The sequence below is a fragment of the Anaerotruncus rubiinfantis genome, assembly GCF_900078395.1.
Classification (GTDB): Bacteria; Bacillota; Clostridia; order Oscillospirales; family Ruminococcaceae; genus Anaerotruncus; species Anaerotruncus rubiinfantis.
This window is the reverse complement of record NZ_FKLA01000008.1, coordinates 300,808-319,458: the sequence shown is the minus strand read 5'-3', so window position 1 is coordinate 319,458 and position 18,651 is coordinate 300,808. Positions and strand designations below refer to the sequence as shown.

Annotated in this window: 16 protein-coding genes; 2 read left to right on the top strand and 14 right to left on the bottom strand. The window is 57.8% G+C overall.

What is annotated here, in order from left to right; all coding sequences use genetic code 11:
• The first annotated feature begins 1 nt into the window (after position 1).
• Positions 2-535, top strand: a complete 534-nt coding sequence (locus BN4275_RS03875) for a TIGR04002 family protein (RefSeq protein ID WP_255420064.1) — start codon at positions 2-4, stop codon at positions 533-535.
• Between the two features lie 15 nt (positions 536-550).
• Positions 551-1,153 (top strand): TIGR04100 family radical SAM protein, encoded by a 603-nt coding sequence (locus BN4275_RS03870; protein ID WP_066454180.1) that lies wholly within the window; start codon positions 551-553, stop codon positions 1,151-1,153.
• 58 nt (positions 1,154-1,211) lie between these two features.
• Here the strand turns inward: BN4275_RS03870 and BN4275_RS03865 are convergent, their stop codons facing one another.
• The 14 genes from BN4275_RS03865 to BN4275_RS03800 form a co-directional block, all read right to left on the bottom strand.
• The gene (locus BN4275_RS03865) at positions 1,212-1,673 is read right to left on the bottom strand and encodes a NanQ anomerase/TabA/YiaL family protein (protein WP_066454177.1); all 462 of its coding nucleotides are present in this window, start codon (positions 1,671-1,673) and stop codon (positions 1,212-1,214) included.
• Positions 1,674-1,706: 33 nt separating this feature from the next.
• Complete coding sequence (gene yiaK, locus BN4275_RS03860; protein WP_066454174.1) at positions 1,707-2,711, bottom strand: 3-dehydro-L-gulonate 2-dehydrogenase; 1,005 nt, start codon at positions 2,709-2,711, stop codon at positions 1,707-1,709.
• A gap of 96 nt (positions 2,712-2,807) precedes the next feature.
• The gene (locus BN4275_RS03855) at positions 2,808-3,896 is read right to left on the bottom strand and encodes a Gfo/Idh/MocA family protein (protein ID WP_066454171.1); all 1,089 of its coding nucleotides are present in this window, start codon (positions 3,894-3,896) and stop codon (positions 2,808-2,810) included.
• A gap of 12 nt (positions 3,897-3,908) precedes the next feature.
• Positions 3,909-5,060 (bottom strand): Gfo/Idh/MocA family protein, encoded by a 1,152-nt coding sequence (locus tag BN4275_RS03850; RefSeq protein WP_066454168.1) that lies wholly within the window; start codon positions 5,058-5,060, stop codon positions 3,909-3,911.
• Positions 5,061-5,101: 41 nt separating this feature from the next.
• Positions 5,102-6,232, bottom strand: coding sequence for a Gfo/Idh/MocA family protein (locus tag BN4275_RS03845; protein WP_066454165.1), 1,131 nt, complete (start codon positions 6,230-6,232; stop codon positions 5,102-5,104).
• A gap of 27 nt (positions 6,233-6,259) precedes the next feature.
• Positions 6,260-7,759 carry a tripartite tricarboxylate transporter permease gene (locus tag BN4275_RS03840; protein WP_066454163.1) on the bottom strand — a complete coding sequence of 500 codons (1,500 nt, stop codon included), beginning with the start codon at positions 7,757-7,759 and terminating at the stop codon, positions 6,260-6,262.
• A 16-nt stretch (positions 7,760-7,775) separates the two neighbouring features.
• Positions 7,776-8,258 (bottom strand): tripartite tricarboxylate transporter TctB family protein, encoded by a 483-nt coding sequence (locus tag BN4275_RS03835; RefSeq protein WP_066454162.1) that lies wholly within the window; start codon positions 8,256-8,258, stop codon positions 7,776-7,778.
• Between the two features lie 111 nt (positions 8,259-8,369).
• Complete coding sequence (locus BN4275_RS03830; protein WP_066454161.1) at positions 8,370-9,401, bottom strand: tripartite tricarboxylate transporter substrate binding protein; 1,032 nt, start codon at positions 9,399-9,401, stop codon at positions 8,370-8,372.
• A 15-nt stretch (positions 9,402-9,416) separates the two neighbouring features.
• Positions 9,417-10,442, bottom strand: a complete 1,026-nt coding sequence (locus tag BN4275_RS03825; RefSeq protein WP_242863553.1) for a LacI family DNA-binding transcriptional regulator — start codon at positions 10,440-10,442, stop codon at positions 9,417-9,419.
• 317 nt (positions 10,443-10,759) lie between these two features.
• Positions 10,760-11,437 (bottom strand): YoaK family protein, encoded by a 678-nt coding sequence (locus tag BN4275_RS03820; protein WP_066454156.1) that lies wholly within the window; start codon positions 11,435-11,437, stop codon positions 10,760-10,762.
• A 334-nt stretch (positions 11,438-11,771) separates the two neighbouring features.
• Positions 11,772-12,566 (bottom strand): ZIP family metal transporter, encoded by a 795-nt coding sequence (locus BN4275_RS03815; protein ID WP_066454154.1) that lies wholly within the window; start codon positions 12,564-12,566, stop codon positions 11,772-11,774.
• A gap of 344 nt (positions 12,567-12,910) precedes the next feature.
• On the bottom strand, positions 12,911-14,692 hold the full coding sequence (locus tag BN4275_RS03810; RefSeq protein WP_066454151.1) for an NADH-dependent [FeFe] hydrogenase, group A6: 1,782 nt from the start codon (positions 14,690-14,692) through the stop codon (positions 12,911-12,913).
• Between the two features lie 5 nt (positions 14,693-14,697).
• Positions 14,698-17,796, bottom strand: a complete 3,099-nt coding sequence (nuoF, locus tag BN4275_RS03805; protein ID WP_066454149.1) for an NADH-quinone oxidoreductase subunit NuoF — start codon at positions 17,794-17,796, stop codon at positions 14,698-14,700.
• Entirely contained in the window at positions 17,783-18,310 is a 528-nt protein-coding gene (locus tag BN4275_RS03800; protein WP_066454147.1) for an NADH-quinone oxidoreductase subunit NuoE family protein, read from the bottom strand. Before BN4275_RS03800 ends, nuoF begins: the two co-directional genes overlap by 14 nt.
• Between the last annotated feature and the right edge of the window lie 341 nt (positions 18,311-18,651).

Sequence of the window (18,651 nt, the reverse complement as noted above, 5' to 3'; positions counted from 1 at the left end):
TTTGAATACGGTCAATTTGACCGCCGGGAGCCGCCGGACCTACCGTACGCTCACCGCAAGCGCGATGTTCGCCGCGATGATCACCCTGACCACCGCGTACCTGTTCCACATCCCCATCGGCTCAAACGGCGGGTATATGCACTTTGGGGATGCGTTTATCTATCTGGCCGCTTCGCTTCTGCCCCTGCCTTATGCCTGCGCGGCGGCTTCGATTGGCGGCGGACTTGCCGATCTCGTTTCCGGCGTGCCCGTCTGGGTGCTGCCCACCATGATCATCAAGCCACTCACCGCAATCTGGTTCACCAACCGTTCCTCCCGCATCCTCTGCCGGCGCAATGCGCTGGCTCTGCTGGCGGCTGGGATCGTCTCGAACGCGGGCTATTACCTGGCCGAGGCAGTCCTCTCGGGCAACTGGCTTGCTCCGTTGGCAACCCAGTGGGGCGGACTCTTGCAGTCAGGCGGCAGTGCCGCCGTCTTTGTGATTGCCGCCGCCGCGCTCGACCGGCTGGATGCTAAGAAGCGGTTTCATTTTTAAGGAGGAGAATACAGGATGGAAGAATTGTTATATACCTATGACGGCAAACTTTATATCAATCTGACCAACAAATGCCCCTGCCGCTGTACTTTCTGTATCCGTTCGCAGATGGATGGGCTCGGTTCCGCCCAAAGCCTCTGGCTGGAGCATGAGCCGTCCGCGGACGAGGTGATCGCTGCTTTCGCGCACTATCATCCCGCGGACTTTGATGAGATCATCTTCTGCGGTTACGGCGAACCCTTCTGCGCGCTCGACCGGCTCCTCGCAGTCAGCCGGTACCTGCGCGGTGTGAGCCGTGCAAAGATCCGCATCAACACGAATGGACTCGGAGACCTCATCTGCAAAAAAACGACTGCCCCGCTGCTGGAAGGACTTATCGATACTGTTTCGATCAGTCTCAACACCTCCGATCCACAGTATTACCTGCGGCTCTGCCGTCCTTCGTTTGGGGAAACGGCCTACGGCGCAATGCTCCAGTTTGCCCGGGACTGCAAACAGTATGTCCCGGAGGTGAAGTTCTCGGTGGTGGACGTCATCCCCGCCGCCGACATCGCGGGCTGCGAAAAAATCGCCCGGGAAATTGGAATTCCGCTGCGGGTAAGGCACTTCACCGAATAATATAGATGTGTAAAAGAGGCGTCCACCGGAAGGTGGACGCCTCTTTTGATCGTTGGGATCAAACCAGAACCTTGATGACGATCTTTTTGGCCGGAACCGGATTTTCCACAGCGCAGCGCGGCTTATGGGCGTCCTCCGGCGCGACGATGACAAATTCGCCCGGCGTTAAAAGGACGTTGGCAACCTGCTTTGCAGCGGGTTCTTTAAAAAATACGATATCGTTTTCCGCATCGTACGCAGTATCCGCTTGCAGCACCTCGCTTGGGCAATAGGCAAAAATCTCCTCACCCGCGACCATGTACTGGATGTCAAAATATTTCTCATGCGCCTCAAAGCGCAGGGTGCTGGCCGGCGCAGTCTCATATTCCTGCACGCTGGCAAAAACCGTTTCTCCGTCGATCGGATACTTTCCCGGCGCAAGCGACGCGAGGTCCTCACGGCGCAGGAATGCATAGGCTTTCTGGAATCTTTCTGAGCAGAAGTCGTATTTTTCCGCAAGTGCAAGCTGGGTTGTCAACATAGTGAATTGCTCCTTTCTGAATAGGCGGTCCGATCAGAACCGCTTGATCCTCTCCCAAATCTCCTCGATGACCGGGATTCCATTTGCCAGGTTGTCCATCCGGGTTTCGTAATCCTTCTGTCCCGGATAGCGGATCTGCCCGCCTTTCCGGTCCGGCATACTGTCCGCAATGTCATTCACCACCGCGTCTACCATCGCATCGGTCATGTCCGGGGTGTTGAATCTGCCCGGATCGATCGCCAGCAGAAACTGGGACAGGCCGTATTCGTCTTCCCCCTGCCTGCCGATTTCGGTGACCGTGCGACCGCCCGAAAGCATCGCCGCGACCAGATCCAGAGCGATGGAAATACCGGAGCCTTTCCAATAGCCCATCGGCAGGACGCGCTGGCTCTTTTCGATCTCGGCTGGATCGCAGGTGAGACGGCCCTCCCCGTCGAACCCGCCCGGAAACGGGAGCGATGCGCCGCTGCGCCTGTATTCCTCGATTTTCCCGTAGGAATACTGCGCCATCGCGCAGTCAACCACGACATGCCGCCCGTTTGCGCGCGGGACCGCAATGACAAAGGGATTGTTTCCGATCCGGCGGTCTTTCGCTCCCCACGCGGGCATATTCGGCTGGGTATTGGTCCAGCAGATGCCGATACAGCCCGCATTTGCGGCCTGCCAGCCATATGAGCCGCCGCGCATCCAGTGGCTGGTATTCTGGAGCGCGACGCATCCGATGCCATACCGGTGCGCCAACTCGACCGCGCGCGTCATGCAGATCTGCGCGTTCAGGTTGCCCATGCCGAGATTCCCATTCCAGCGTTCAACCGCGCCCACGCTTTCCATAAAGGTCGGCGCGGCGTCCACGTCGATGAGCCCTTTTTCAATGTAAGAGATCACACGGGGGAAGCGGTTCACACCGTGGCTGTAGATGCCGTCAAGGCTGTTTTCCGCAAACAGGGTTGCGCTTTTGCGGGCACGCTCCTCGGAAAAGCCGTATTTTATCAGTATGCGGGTGAATTCATTCACCATTTCGTCAAACGGAATTCTCATATCTGCCGCCTTTCTCCTCAATGATACCGCAATTCCGTTTGATGTGCAACTGTAAAACCGGCCGCGGCCATCCCGGTGGGGTGGCCGCGGCCGGTTTTATCCTTTTGTATCGATCCGCAGCGCTTTCTCCTGGGTTTCGATCGCCAGGCGCATCGCCTCAAAGGTGTGCTCCTGCGTGATAGCGTTTTCGGTTCGATCCAGACAGTCTCGGATCAGCCGCCCGAAAAAGACAAACCCAGTCTTTCCGGTCACCTGGGCGCGGTGTTCGCCTTCGGCATCCACCCAGATGACATGGTCGCCGTCGTGCGAAACGGACACGTCGATATATTTGCGGATTTCAATTGATCCCTTCTCGCCCATCACAAAGACGCGCCCGTCCCCCCAGGCGCCCATTCCGTCCGGGGTGAACCAGTCCACCCGAAAAAAACAGGTCGCGCCGTTGTCCGCGAGCAGCACACCTTCTCCGAAATCGCAGAAATGGGGTTTGTCACGGTTGGCGTAATTGGCGACTGCGCTTTGTAGTACCGCCGCGGTCTTTGCGCCGCAGTAGGTCAAAAACTGTTCGATCTGGTGGCTGCCGAGATCGGTGATGATCCCGCCGTTTTCGCTTTCCTCGAAAAACCAGTCCGGACGGGTCGGGCGGTTGAGCCGGTGGGGCGCCAGGATCGTCACCTGCCGCACCTTTCCCACCGCGCCGGAGCGGATCAGCTCCTCGGCAAAGACCGCGCCCTCCACGTGGATGCGTTCACCATAATAGATCACATATTTTTGCCCTGTCCGCGCGCAGGCTTCCCGCGCCGCTGAAAGCTCCTCTTTTGTGAGCATTCCGGGCTTATCGACAAAATAGTCCTTGCCGTGTTCCATCACCCGCAGCCCCAAGGCACAGCGGCGGCTTGGGCGGATCGCGCTGGCAATCAGCCTGGCGTCCGGATCGTCAAGCACCTGCGCTTCATTTTCGGCGGCCTGCGCCTGCGGGTAACGCGCAAGGAAAGCCCGGACCTTCTCTGGGTCCGGGTCCCAGACTTTATTGAGGGTCGCTCCCGCCTCAAGAAGGCCGTTGCAGATCGCATAGATGTGCCCGTGATCCAGCCCGATGACCCCGAATGGGAATTCACCCGGCCTGCAGGCCATCTCCACCCTGCCCTGTGAAACGGGAGCGTAGTTCATTCCGTCGGATTTTTGCATTATGATCTCCTTTTAGAGCGAACCGCCAACCTTGATGCCGATGTCGGCATAGTTTTCCACGCTCTTGGTTTTCTGATGGAACCTGACCGCCTTCTGCATGAGCCCTTCCTTTGTGTAGAAGGGGTCCTTTTCACTCATCGGGAAGGTGACTTTTTCCCCGAGGAACGCGGACTGATAGACCGCCGTGATGAACTCCACCGTCTTGCGGCCATCCACACCGGTAATCAGCGGTTCGGTCCCGTTTTCGATGGCCGAGATCATATTTTCAATCTGGCCGCAGTGATCCTGATACGGCAGGTCGGGGAAGCTTCTGAAAGTCTCCTCGATCTTCTCGCGCATCGGGTCGTTCGGCTCGGGATAGCCGTTTGGCTGCTGTTTGTCGGAAGCGACCTTGTGCGGGATTTCGATTGAGCCGTTTTCGCCGTCGATGATGATCTTCTGCTCCTCGCCATGGTGTAAAAGTGAAGCGATCATCGTGCCGACCGCGCCGTTTTGAAAACGCAGGGTTGAAATTGAAACGTCCTCGACCTCGCTGTTCTGGTGATTCTGATTCGAAACCATCGCGGAAATCTCCCGAAGGTCGCCCATCAGCCACAAAAACAGGTCGATATGATGCACCGCATGGATGAAGGTGCATCCGCCGCCCTCTTTCTCCCAGGTGCCGCGCCACCACAGATCATAATAGTTGTCCCCGCGCCACCAGAGCGAGTTTGCCTGCGTGAAATAAATCGGGCCGAGCACGCCGCTCTCCAGCAGCTTCTTGGTGCGCATGATGTCCGGTTTGAAGCGGTTCTGCGCGACCACACCGAGCTTCGCGCCGCCTTCCTTCGCCGCAGCGATCATCCGGTCGCACTGTTCGAGCGACGGCGCCATCGGCTTTTCGCACAGGACATGCTTGCCAGCCCGCAAAAAATCGACCGCCACATCGCAGTGCGCGGACGGCGGCAGGCAGATCGATACCAGATCGATATCCTTGCGGTCGAGCAGCGTCTTATAATCGGTGACCACGTCACAGGAAAGGCCGTATTTTTGACGTTTTGCTTCCGCCTTATCCTGAAAAATATCCACCAGCGCGCGGATCTCGCAGCGGTCCGCAAGCGCCTGGTAGGCTTCAATGTGGACGTTCGCGATATCCCCGACGCCCAAAATTGCAATTCCAAGCATAGAGATTCTCCTTCCGTTTCCGGGGTGTTCCCCGGCGTCTGCTACAGGGAAATCCGCTTCCCCAAAAGTGCGGACTGGTAAGCCGCATAGATGACTCGCGTGGTTTCATATGCGAGCGCGAAGCCTGATTCCGGGTTTGCCTTGTCGCCCGCAGCGCACATGAGAAAATCCTGCAGTTCACCCACGTATCCGCGGGCGTAAGACTCGTCAAGAAAAACCGACTGCCAGCCCCTGCGGGTCTCCAGCTTTTCGGTAAAGTATTCATTTTGCAGCTTTTCATCTTCCACATGGTAAACCTGCATCGCGTCATTCGGCGCGATGTTGCAGCGATGGGCGCCGCCGGTGGTGAAAACCTCCACCGTGTTGCGCACCCCGCCCAGCACCATGTCGCCCGCAGTCACGCTTCCCTTGGTCCCATCCGCAAACGTGAAGGTCACGTTTGCAAGGTCCTCCACATCCTTCGGACGCGCGCTGATATGGCGGCGCTCCTGTTCGGTGAGCGCGGGGACAAGGTAGCCCATGTCGCCCATGACATCTACGACGCCGCAGTTTCCCGCCTGCGCCCCTTTGAGATAGAGAAGCGCCGAAAGCGGATGGCAGCCCTGCCGGATGAGCGACCCGCCGCCGTTCGCGCTCCAGAGCGCGGCGTGCGGCGCGTGCGAACCGCTGTGGGATTCCTCGCCGCGCAAAAACAGCACCTTGTCTCCCGCCGCCTTAATCAGGCCGCGGCTCTTCTGCACCGACGGCGCATAGACAAAATTCTCCGCGTAAAAGAAATGTTTCCCGCTCGCGTTGACCGCTTCGCGCAGGCTGTCGAGCTCCTCGGTCACATGTTCGAGCATTCGCGGGTCCTGTGGATTCCCAAACCAGCCGGTCAGCGGCTTTTCGCTGATCACGTGTTTTTTTGCCGCGAGCGCTTCACGGATCATCGAAACGTGCATGCAGGGCGGCGTGCAGATATCAACCAGGTCGATCTCCTGTGCCGCAAGCATCTCTTTCATACTGCCATAAACCGACGGTATCCCGTATTTTTTTGCAAAAGCTTTCGCGTCCGGCGCCGGGGAGGCCGCCGCGCAGATGCGCGCGTCGTACCCATGTACCAGGCGGTACGCCTCCGCGTGCAGCGCGGCCGAAAAACCGGTGCCCACAAGCCCAATCCGAATTGTTTTCATATGGCTTTCCCCGCTTTCTTAAAATGTTCAGGCTGTTTTCGCCGTCTTTTTCCGTTTCAGTTTGTTGAACACACCGAACTGGGACAGAATCAGGCAGACGATCGCAACGATAAACAGGATGCTCAGCGGGCGCTGAAGCATCGGCATGAAGCTTCCGTTCGAGATGGTCAGCGCACGGCGCAGATTCGAGTCGGTCATCGAGCCGAGAATAACGCCGAGCAGGAACGGCGCGGCCGGGTATTCCGCCCAGGCCAGGAAGAACCCGACGATGCCGAAGAGGAACATGACCTTCACATCGAAGGTGATGTGGTTGATGACAAAGGAACCGACGATGCACAGGACATAGATGACCGGCATGAGCAGCTCTTTTTTGACGCCGAGGATCTTAACCGAGAATTTCGCAACGATCTGGGCAAGCAGCCACATGGCGATCGCGGCGAGAAACAGGTCGACACAGACCTGATAAAGGAATTCCGGGCTTTCGTTCATCAGGAGCGGCCCAGGACGGTAGCCATGCATCATGAACGCCGCCAGCAGAACCGCCGCGGGGGCGCTTCCGGGGACGGCCAGCGAAAGGATCGGGATGATCGCGCCGCCGATGCAGGAGTTGTTGCCCGCTTCTGCCGAAACCATACCCGCCATCTCGCCTTTTCCGAAGTTTTCCGGATGCTTGCTGCTCGATTTGGTCGCCCAGTAGGAGAGCCAGCCGCCGACGTCTTCGCCGACGCCCGGAATAATGCCGACGCCCACGCCGATAAGCGAAGAACGGATCAGGGCCATCGTATGGTTTTTAATGATCGAGAAGCCCTCCCGCATCTTGAAGGGGGACATTTTCAGGACATGTTCCTCGGTTTTCTTAAAGGCTTTGATGATCTCCGGGAAACCGAACAGGCCGATCATAATCGGAATCAGCGCCAGTCCCGCCATGATGTTGACGTTCCCATAGGAAAAGCGCGGGAATGCGTCGAGCTGGTCGAGCCCGACCTGCGCGATGAGCAGGCCAAGGATGCCGGAAATCCAGCCCTTGATGGCGCTGCCCTTTGAGGTGAGGTTTCCGCAGATGATGACGCCGAACAGGCTCAGCAGGAAGAATTCCCAGCTGCCGAACTGCAGGGACAGTTTGGTGAGCAGCGGGGTCAGGGTGAGCACGCACAATACGCTGATGAGCGTACCAATGCAGGAAGCGGTCGTACACAGGAAAATTGCAAGGCCGCCCTTGCCCTGGTTTGCGAGCGGAAAGCCGTCCAGCGCGGTCGCCGCGCTCGCCGGGGTTCCCGGGATATTCAGAAGGACGGCCGCCTGGCAGCCGCCGGAAATCGAGCCGACATAGACGCCGATCAGCGAAATGATCGCGCTGGTCGGGGAAAGGCTGTATGTAAGGCCGGTCAGCAGCGCCACCGCCATGGTCGCGCTGAGTCCCGGAAGCATTCCCATAATCAGGCCTGCAAAGGTGCTCAGCAGCAATACGCCAATATTGATCGGCGTGAGCACAGTCGCAAACGACTGCGCAAGATACTGTAATGCCATTTGTTGTTATCCTCCTTTATGGTAACGGCACGCGGAAGCATACCTGGAAAAGTAATACGATCAACGCAACCGAAGCTGCCGATACCAGCAGGATCTTGACAAGAGAGCCCGCATCGAGAAAGTACATCAGCAGGAACATGAACAGGAAGGTGGCAATCCAAAACGGCAGGATCTCGATGAGGATGAAGGTGTAAACAGCCATCAGGACAACCCCGATGAACATGCGCATGGTGTTGGAGTCCTTGAAAATCCCGCTGAAATAGGTTTTGACCTCCGCCATGCGCGCGGAGATTCCCCCATCTTTCAGGCTGTAGCCGAAGAGCACCACGCTCAGAAGGCAAAGTACGCACCCCAGCATTGTCGGAACCAACGCGGGGGACAAATAAAAGACTTTTCCAGCCTCGTGATAGATGTGAATCCCTTCAAAGATCACATAGATCGAAAGCAGGAACATCACGACCGACGAGACAAAATCCAATCGCTTTTTATCGTTTTCCACGATCTCACTCCTTGTAACTGTCTAAAGAAAAGCGGCTAGAGCTTTTTAGACATCTAACCGCTTCATTTTCATTCCATCCGGGGCGCCCGTCAGGCGCCCCGGTCAAACTTCTTATGCGCGCGGGATGTCGAACTCTTCCGGAGAAATCGTCGCGACGCCGCAGTCGTACAGGGTCCAGGTGACAGTGGAGGCAAGTTTCTCGATGTAAGGCTCCGCCTCCGCGCGGCCCATTGTGTTGACGATAAAGCCTTTGGTCTTGCAGAAGGACAGGAAGTCCTCGTTCTTGACCGCCTCGTCAAACGCTTTGTCCAGCGCCTCGTAGACATAATCCGGCTGGCCCTTCGGGACAGCGATACCGGTGGTCTCGCCCATCGGCATACGGTCAGCCAGTTCAGGGGCAAATTTCAGAATCGACGGGATAACAGTGCCATTTTCCAGAGTGATGTCGTTTTCAGTGAAATTCGCAAGTGCGCGCATGTCGCCGGAAACGAACATATCCTGCATCTCGACAAGCAGCTGGCTGGTGAAGTCCACTTCGCCGGCGAGCGCCGCAGTGACAGCTTTACCGCCGCCCTCATACGGGACATGCTTGTAGGTCAGGCCGGTTGCCGCGCAGAGCACCTCGATTCCGATGTGTCCGCCGGATCCCATGCCGCCAGTACCGTCGGTGATCTCGCCCGGGTTCGCTTTCATTGCGTCAAGCAGATCCTGCGCGGTCTGATACGGAGAGTCGGCCTTGACGGCCAGGACGTTCGGGGTGAAGGTTGCGAGGTAGTAGTCCCAATCGCGCTGGGTGGTTTCGGTGTAGCCGAGCACGGGCATTGAGGTCAGCGCCAGCATGCCGTTGGCAAGGACGTTGTAACCGTCCTTTTCCGCCTTCATGACGGTCAGCGATCCGACCGATCCGCCGGAACCAGGGGTGTTGGTGACAACGATGTTGGTGCCCAGGCTTTTGCCCATGGCGTCAGCCAGCGCACGGCCGGTCAGGTCGGTGGACCCGCCCGGATTCCACGGCACAACCATGTTGATGTCGCGGGAAGGATACTTGTCCTCTTTGCCCATCATGTTGGTGACGACGAGCCCTGCGATCAGCACGACCACGACAACCGCGATCACGATAATCAATGATTTCTTCTTTTCCATTCTGTCTATTCCTCCTTATAATCTGTATACCGAACTGCCTTCTACTAAAAAGCAGCTTTGTATCTGTTTGCACGGCGCGGGCGGATTCTCGCTCTCGATGATCTCAAAGAGCATCTCTGCGGCCATTCTGCCAAGCCCGCCCCCGCCAAGGTCTACGCAGGTGAAATTGTTGGCTCCTGTGCGCGCCCAGTTTGGCGAACCGATGATGATGAGCGAAATATCCCTGCCGGGGACGATTCCATGCTGCGCCAGGTACTGTACGCCGCCGCGCGCCTGCACGTTGTAAGCATAGACAAGCGCTGTGGCATCCGGATGCTCAGCCAGCGCGCGCTGGGTGAGCTTTGCGCCATCCTGTTCGGTGAATAAGCCATTATAGGCAATACCGTCCTCCCGCGGGATACCTGCGCGTTCAAGGGACTCCCAATAGGCCTGTTCACGCTGCTGCAGCCCGCCGAAATCCGCTTCCCAGCCGATATAGGCGATTTTCCGGTGTCCATGCCCGATGAGATAATCGGCCGCGAGCTGGACGCTTTCGTAGTTCTGGGAAGAAACCCAAAAATAGTCCTCATCAACATCAAGCGATCGGTCAACCACCACAAGCGGCACGCCGATCTGGCGGATCTGTCGGGTATTTTCGCCGCCGCGCGCCGACGGGGTGATGATATATCCGTCGACCCGCTGCGCCTGCATGCGATTTAAGATCTCCGCCTCGCGGTCCGGGTCGTCGAAGGTGTTGCAGATGGAGAGGATGTAGCCGAACCGGTCGGCAACCGTTTCAATATCCAGCACCAGCTCGGTGAAGAACTGGTTGCGAAACTGCGGAACAAGCACGGCGATGATTTTGCGCTTCTTGCCGCGCAGCGAACTGGCCGCGCTGCTCTTGACGTAATTGAGTTCACGCGCGGCCTGTTCGACCCGGCGGCGCATATCCTCGCTGATATAGCGTTTTTTGGAATTGCTGAGTACGTAAGAAACGGTGGCGGCTGTGGTGCCGGCGCGTTGGGCCACATCCTTCAAAGTCGCATATTGTGCCTCTTTCAACAGCCACATCCCCCTTTTCAATAGGCAATCGTTAATCGGCAATCGTTTGCCTATTGCATATAAAATAAAACCTATCAACTTCCATAGGTAATTTTAAGGAGTTTGCATAGGTAATCGTTAATCTATCGTGCGCTTTAGTTATAGCCTATTTGACCGGCAATTGTCAATCAAAAAACAATCTGTTTTTTGATTTTCGTAACAAAATCTAGGCAACTATATTTTGCTTTAGCCAAAATTACCAGTTTTTTGCTATTCCACTTGTTTGATCCGCCATTCTTTTCCGGACAAAAAACTGGGGGCCCGATTGGGCGCCCAGTCTATCTTTCCCTTTCCCCACGGATAAACATCACACCGAATCCGGTGAACAGCAACGCGCAGCAGAACAGCACTGAACGCTCGGCATAAAGCGCCGCAAGCCAGCTGCCGAGAATCGCACCCGCGATAAAAAACAGGATGATCCCATAATATTGCAGACTCTTTTTGCGTTCCTGCGGGTCCCCGCTCACACAAAACCGGTAAATGAGTTCGGTCGCGCTGCGCAGATTTCCAGTGCACATGGTGGTTGCATAGGCGCTGCCGTTGATCTTTCGAAAACTCTCCACCTGCATGGCGCACAAGAAGGATATCGCAACATTGGCCAACACATCCAGATCCCCCCGTGGGAGAAATGCCACACCCGCCAGTACCAGGATTTCAACCGCGACGACAATCTGCCGCCAGTGCAGCCGGGGATGTTCTCGGAAGCGCCGTTTCACCAGCTCTGCCGCCAATACGCCTCCCGCGAAAGCCAGAATCGGGATAAGGTAATAAAACACTCTCCCAATGCGCATCTGCGCGAGATTCAATCCCAAAAGCACGATGTTCCCCGTTTGAGCATTCGCAAAAACCCCGCCGCGCAAGAGGTAGGTGTATGCGTCCAGAAAGCCGCCGACCACCGCCAGCAGCGCCCCAATCAAAAAGGATTCGGACATCTGCCGGTTTTGTTTTTCTGTCATTCCAGTCCCACCTTTTCCAGCTTTTTTTGCCGGATGTAATCCTTTTACAGTATACCGGAATCTGAAAATTTCGCAATCCCCGGAAATTTTTTTAAAACCTATTGACATCTCAGTTAGCGGATGCTAATATAAACACATGGTTAGCTGCAACTAACCATGTGAAACACCTCTGTGGTTTCATACATGTATACCATCTCCTCTTTCTACAAGGGACGCCATTCCCTACCACAAAGGCCCGCAGCCGTCCGCAAACAGCGGCTGCGGGCTTCCTCCTTTTTTCGGAATCTTTCACAGAAAGCCGCGCGGCTTTCTGAAATATCCCCGTCCGTTCCGATTACCCAAGCGCCACATCGAGGATCATCATGATCAAAAATCCTGCCATGACACCGAGCGTCCCCACATTTGAGTGATCGCCCAGATGCGCTTCCGGTATCAGCTCCTCCACCACGACATAAAGCATCGCGCCCGCCGCAAAAGAGAGCAGCCACGGCATCAGCGGCTGGATTCCGCCCGCGATCAGTACGGTCAGAACACCAAAGACCGGTTCCACAAAACCGGAAAAGCTGCCATACAGGAACGCGCGGCCCGATGAGGCCCCTTCCTGCCGCAGCGGCAGGGAAATCGCGGCGCCTTCCGGGAAATTCTGGATGCCGATGCCGATTGCGAGCGCCATCGCCGACGCATAGAGCGCCGGGTCATTGCCGTGCTGCGCCGCAAGCGCAAAGGAAAGGCCGACCGCCATCCCTTCCGGGATATTGTGAAGCGTGACCGCCAGTACCAGCAGCGTGGTGCGTTTCCAGGAGGAGGACATCCCCTCCGGATCGCGCGCGTTCGGATGCAAGTGAGGAAGCAGGCTGTCCATCGCCATCAAAAAGGCAACTCCCAGCACAAAACCACCCGCGGCGGGAATCCATCCAACCATCCCGGATGCTTCGGCCTCCTCGATTGCCGGGATCAGCAGGCTCCAGACCGAAGCCGCAATCATCACTCCGGCCGCAAAGCCCAAGAACATCCGCTGGATGCTCATATTCACCTTGCTGCGGAAAAAGAACACCACCGCCGCGCCCAGTGAGGTCATCAGGAAGGTGAATCCGGTTCCTCCCGCGGCCCATAATACAGCTTCTGACATCTTTCTCTTCCTTTCTGTCACAGGTATTTCTATGCCTGTTATAGTCCTTTTTAATTATACCTTTTCTGTATATTATGTCAAGAGGGAATCACTCCGGCAGCCCCCCCTAACCAGTATATCCATATTTTTCTCCTCTATGGAACAAAACGGGGCCCGCCGGCTGGCCAAGCGAAATCCGGACTCCGATATGAAAGATTCGCGGCTCAAAGGCGCGGGAAGGCCCGGCCGATTCAATCGGCCGGGCCTTCCCGCGGTTTGTGTCCTATGAAAGTATGAGAAGTGGGTCAAATTTCAGGTGCGCGGCATGCGGCATGGCCGCGTGGAGCAGGCCCGGGCCGGAAAGATCAGCGCACCAGTTGGTTATAGAGCCCGCGCGGGACATAATGGGTATGCAGCAGCTCATGGGCCAGATGCCCGTTCGCCGCACCAAGATATTCCTCGTAAAGCGCGGTGATATCGGGGTTTTCGTGACTTTTGCGCATCGGCTTTCCTTCGTCCTCGCGGTAGAGCGCCGCCGCGCGTTTCTCGCGGTAGCCCTCCTCTTTGGGACGCGGCTGGCCGCCGCCATTGATGCAGCCGCCCGGGCAGCCCATGACTTCGACGAAGTGGTAAGGCGACTTTCCCGCCGCGATCTGGTCCATCAGGATATCCGCGCCCGCAAGGCCGCTTGTGACGGCGATCCGCACGGTCACGCCCTCCAGATGCGCAAAATCCGGCAAGGCTCCCTCAATGGTGAGCGAAGCGGTTTTGACCTGCTCAAGACCTACAATCGGGGTGACGTGTAACCCGTCGAACGGCAGCTCCCGCCCGGTCACCAGCTCATAGACGGTGCGCAGCGCGGCCTCCATGACGCCGCCGGTCACGCCGAAGATGTCCGCCGCGCCGGTCGACAAGCCGAGCGGCCGGTCGAAGCCGCCCTCTGGCAGGTTCAAAAAATCGATGCCGGAGGCCTTGATCATCCGGGCAAGCTCCCGGGTGGTGAGCACCGCGTCCACATCCGGGATGCCGTTTTGTCCCATCTCCGGACGTTGGATCTCATATTTCTTGGCGGTGCAGGGCATCACCGAAACGACGAACATTTCCTCGGGTTTCCTGCCGATTTTCTCGGCATAGAAGCTTTTGGCCAGCGCGCCGAGCATCGTGTGCGGGCTTTTGCAGGAGGAAAGATGACCAAGCTGCGCCGGATATTTATGCTCGATGTGCTTGATCCAGCCAGGCGAACAGGAGGTGAGCATCGGCAGTGCGGCTTCGCCGCCGGTGAGGGCCGCACTGAGCCGCCCGAGCAGCTCGGTGCCCTCCTCGATGATGGTCAGGTCAGCCGCGAAGTCGGTGTCGAACACATCGTCAAAACCGATTTCATGCAGCGCCGAAGCCATTTTCCCGGTGACGAGCGTCCCGGCGGGCAGGCCGAATTCCTCGCCCAGCGCGGCGCGCACGGCGGGCGCGACCTGCACGACGACCCGCTTCGCAGGGTTTTCGAGCGCTGCCCAGACTTTGGAAAGGCCGTCGGTTTCGGTGAGCGCGCCGGTCGGACAGACGACGGTGCATTGTCCGCACATGGCGCAGGCGGTAGAATCGAGCGGCAGCCCCATCGCCGGACTCACCACCGTTGCAAAGCCGCGGTTCTGGGCGCCTATCGCGCCGACCTCCTGGATACGGTTGCAGACGGTCACGCACCGGCGGCAGAGCACACACTTTGATGTATCGCGGGTGATGGACGGGGAAACGTCCACCTTGGCCGGGGACATCTCCCCCGAAAGACGGGATTCGGTTACGCCGAGCGTATAGCCGAGCTCCTGCAATTCGCAGTTCTGGTTTCGGGTACAGTTCAGGCAGTCCTTGGGATGGTCGGAAAGCAGTAGCTCGTAGAGCACCTTACGCGCCGCGCGCACTTTGGAGGAATGGGTGTGGACCACCATCCCCTCCTTCGCCTTCACAATGCAGGAAGCCGCAAGGTTTTTCATCCCCTCCACCTCAACCACACAGATGCGGCAGGAGCCGTAGGTATGAATATCTTTCAGATGGCAGAGGCTCGGGATGCCGATGTTATACAGGCGGGCGGCCTCCAGAATTGTCGCGCCGTCCGGCGCCTCGATGGCTTTTCCGTTGATTGTCAAATGGATCATCTTTCTTACCTCCTCTCGCAGTGCAGGCAGCGCAGTGCTTCGCCCATCGCATCCAGCTTGTGGAATCCGCGCGACACTTCACAGAAGCTGTCGCAGCGCTCCTCGGGCGGGACGGCGCGGAATGGGAACCGGCCATGCGGCTCGGTGACTTCGTTGTCCTCGATCACCGGGATGTCAATCCATTCGCCCTTGTTGAGTTCCCCGGTACCGCCCAGATATTTATCGATGTTTGAAGCGGCGCGTTTGCCGTCGGCAATTGCCTGGATGACCACATTCTGGCCCCACGGGGAGGCGTCTCCGCCGGCGAAGATCCCTTCGCGCGAGGTCTGGGAGGTGAATTTGTTGATGTCGAGCGCGCCCGAAGCAGTCACATTGACCTCGGTCGTCTGATAGAATTTGCTGTCCACATCCTGGTTGACGGCGGTGATGACCCCGTCGCAGTCGATCACGAATTCCGATCCCGGTACTTCCACCGAGCGGCGGCGGCCATCTTTGCCATAATCAGCAAGCGCGCGGCGGACGCACTGGATGCCGCAGACCGCGTCGTCATCCCCGATAATTGCGGACGGGGAAACCAGAGGAATGATCCGGATCCCCTCTTCCCGGGCTTCCCGCGCCTCTTCGGCGCCGGCCGGCATCTGTTCCTCGGTGCGGCGATAGACGATGGTGACCGCCTGCGCGCCCAGGCGCACCGCGCTGCGTGCCACATCCATCGCGGTTGAGCCGCCGCCCACGACAACCAGCCGTTTTGGCACGCTTTTGTCAATGCCGAGCCCGACCCTGCGCAGGAACGCAAGCCCGCTTTCCACACCGGCGAGCGTTTCTCCCGGGATACCAAGCAATTTCGACTTTTGGGTGCCGACCGCGAGGTAGACCGCGTCCGACCGCTGCCGCAGCTCTTCAAACGGGATATCACGACCGATCTTGACATCCAGGTGAATCTTCACCCCAGCCGCTTCAATCGCGCGGATTTCCTTGGCGAGCACCTCTTTGGGCAGACGGAATTCCGGGATGCCCCAGTAAAGCACGCCGCCCGCGACCGATTCGGCTTCATAGACGTCTACTTCGTGGCCGAGATGCGCGAGGTAATAGGCACAGGAGAGTCCTGACGGACCCGCGCCGATCACCGCGACCCGCTTGCCGGTCGCGGGACGGGACTGTACAAGCGGGATATTGTATTCGTCGCGCAGCGCGTAGTCCCCGATGAACCGCTTCACACCGCAGATTGCAAGCGGTTCGTCCACCTGCGCCCGTCGGCAGTGATTTTCGCACGGATGGGTGCAGACACGCCCGCAGACCGCGGGGAAGGGGTTTTCCTGCCGGATGAGCTGATAGGCGTCGGTCAGCCTGCCGGCCGCGACCAGCGCCATGTAGCCGGGGATATAGACGTTCGCGGGGCAGGCGTTGCGGCAGGGCGCGGTCTGCAGCTCCGCGCAGACGCCCGCGGCGCAGTGCCTGTCATGGATATGGGTCTCGTATTCCTCACGGAAATATTTGATCGTGCTGAGCACCGGGTTCGAGGCAGTCTGCCCAAGGCCGCACATGGCGGTCTCTTTTAAGGCGCCCGCGAGCTCCTCGAGCATCTCAATGTCGCCGTCTCTGCCGTTGCCCTCGGTGATCCGTTCGAGGATTTCGAGCATCCGCTTGGTGCCGGTGCGGCAGGGCAAACATTTGCCGCAGGATTCGTCCTTGATGAAATCGAGGAAGTACCGCGCGGTATCGACCATGCAGGTGTCCTCATTCATGACCACCAGCCCGCCGGACCCCATGATCGCGCCGAGCGCGGAGAGCGACTCATAATCGACCGGAGTGTTCAAATGCGCCCGGGTGAGGCAGCCGCCGGACGGCCCGCCCGACTGGATCGCCTTAAAGCGTTTGCCGCCCCGGATGCCGCCGCCGATTTTATAGATGATGTCTCCGAGCGGGATGCCCATCGGCACCTCAATGATGCCGGCGGTCTCGATGTCGCCCGCGAGCGCGAACACCTTGGTACCCGCGCTCTTTTCGGTACCGAACCGGCGGTACCATGCCGCGCCGTTCAGAATGATCGGCGCGACGTTCGCGAGCGTTTCGACGTTGTTGATGATGGTGGGCTTCTCGAACAGGCCGCTTTCGAACGGGAACGGCGGTTTCTGGCGTGGCTCGCCGCGCCGGCCTTCAATCGAGGCGAGCAGCGAGGTCTCCTCCCCGCAGACGAACGCGCCCGCGCCGATACGGATTTCGAGGTCGAATGAGAAGCCGCTGCCGAGGATATTTTTCCCGAGCAGCCCGGCTTCCCGCGCCTGCCCGATCGCGTTCGAGAGCCGTTCGACCGCGATCGGGTATTCCGCGCGGACATAGACAAATCCCTTATCCGCGCCGATGGCATAGCCGCCGATCAGCATGCCCTCGATGATGCCGTGGGGGTCGCCTTCCAGCAGCGACCGGTCCATAAACGCGCCCGGATCGCCTTCGTCGGCATTGCAGACGATGTATTTTTGTCCTTTCGGGGCTTTCATTCCAGCTTCCCATTTGATCCCAACCGGGAAGCCCGCGCCGCCGCGTCCGCGCAGCCCGGAGCCCTTCATTTCCGCAACGACTTCGGCGTCGGTCATCGTGAGCGCCCTGGCCAGCGCAAAGTATCCGTCCCGCGCGATGTAGGCGGGAAGAGAAGCGTATTCCATCCGGCCGCAGTTGCGCAGCGCGATGCGGACCTGGTCTCTGAAGAAACCAATTTCGTCAAGCCTGGGGACACGTTTATTCTGCGCGCGGTCAAAAAAGGTGTATTCCTCCAAAATTTCGCCGCCCATGAGATGACGGGCAACGACCTCTTCCACCTTTTCCGGGTCCATCTTTACATAAAAAATGTTGCCGGGCTCCACAAGCAATACCGGTCCGACGGCGCAGGTCCCCATGCAGCCGGTGACAACGGTATGTACGCGTTTGGCCAGTCCATGCGCGGAAAGCGCGTTTTCCAGCGCTTTCTGCACCGCCGCGCAGTCGGAGGAGATGCAGCCCGCTCCGCCGCAGACGAGCACGCGGTATTCCCACTGCTTTTCGGCAGCGAGATAATCCGCCTTGATTTGTGAAAGGTCCTGGGGGCAGGCCGCTTTAAATGGGCTCATCGTCCTCGTCCTCCTTGTAATAGCGTTTCAGGATCTCTTCGAGCTTATCCGGGTTCACCTGTTTATAGACCACATCATCGATCGACATGGCCGGGGCAAGCCCACAGGCGCCGATGCAGCGCGCGACTTCGAAGGTGAATCTGCCATCGGCGGTCGTGTCGCCCACCCCCACGTCGAGCAGCTTTTCCAGACGTTCGACAATCTTCTTGCCGCCGCGCACATAGCAGGCGGTTCCAAGACAGACGCGGATGGTATGCTCACCGCGCGGCTGAGTCGAAAAGAAGGAATAGAAGCTCACGACGCCCGAAACCTCCGAAAGCGGCAGGTCAAGTCCGTCCGCCACCACCTTCTGCACCTCAAGCGGAAGATATCCATAAATTCCCTGTGCAAGATGCAATACCTGGATGAGCGAGCCCTCCCTGCCCTTGTATTCGGCGGCCAGTCGGGCGATCCGTCCGAGCAGCTCCCCAGGATCGTCGGAGCAGCAGCATGTGCATTTGGTTGCCTGTTCCATAGGTGAATCCTCCTTGTTTCGATAATATTTTATCACATTGAATTCGCTTCGCAAATAGACATCTTCTCATAAAATGCAATTTAGATTGTCTATAAATTCACATTATGGATATTTTTTTGACAAATATCCAATATTTTGATTGATTTTTAACAGCATCCATTCATTTTAAAAGGATTTTTCTTGTTGCTTATAGCCTACCATCCGGGAATGAAAAAGTCAACAAATGATAATTTTTTATCTTTCATTTTCCAATCGCTCCCTCCATTTTTGCATCTTTTTCGCAAAATGAAGCAGCAGAACAAAAAAAGTTCCGCCCCGGAATTCCGGGGCGGAACTTTTTT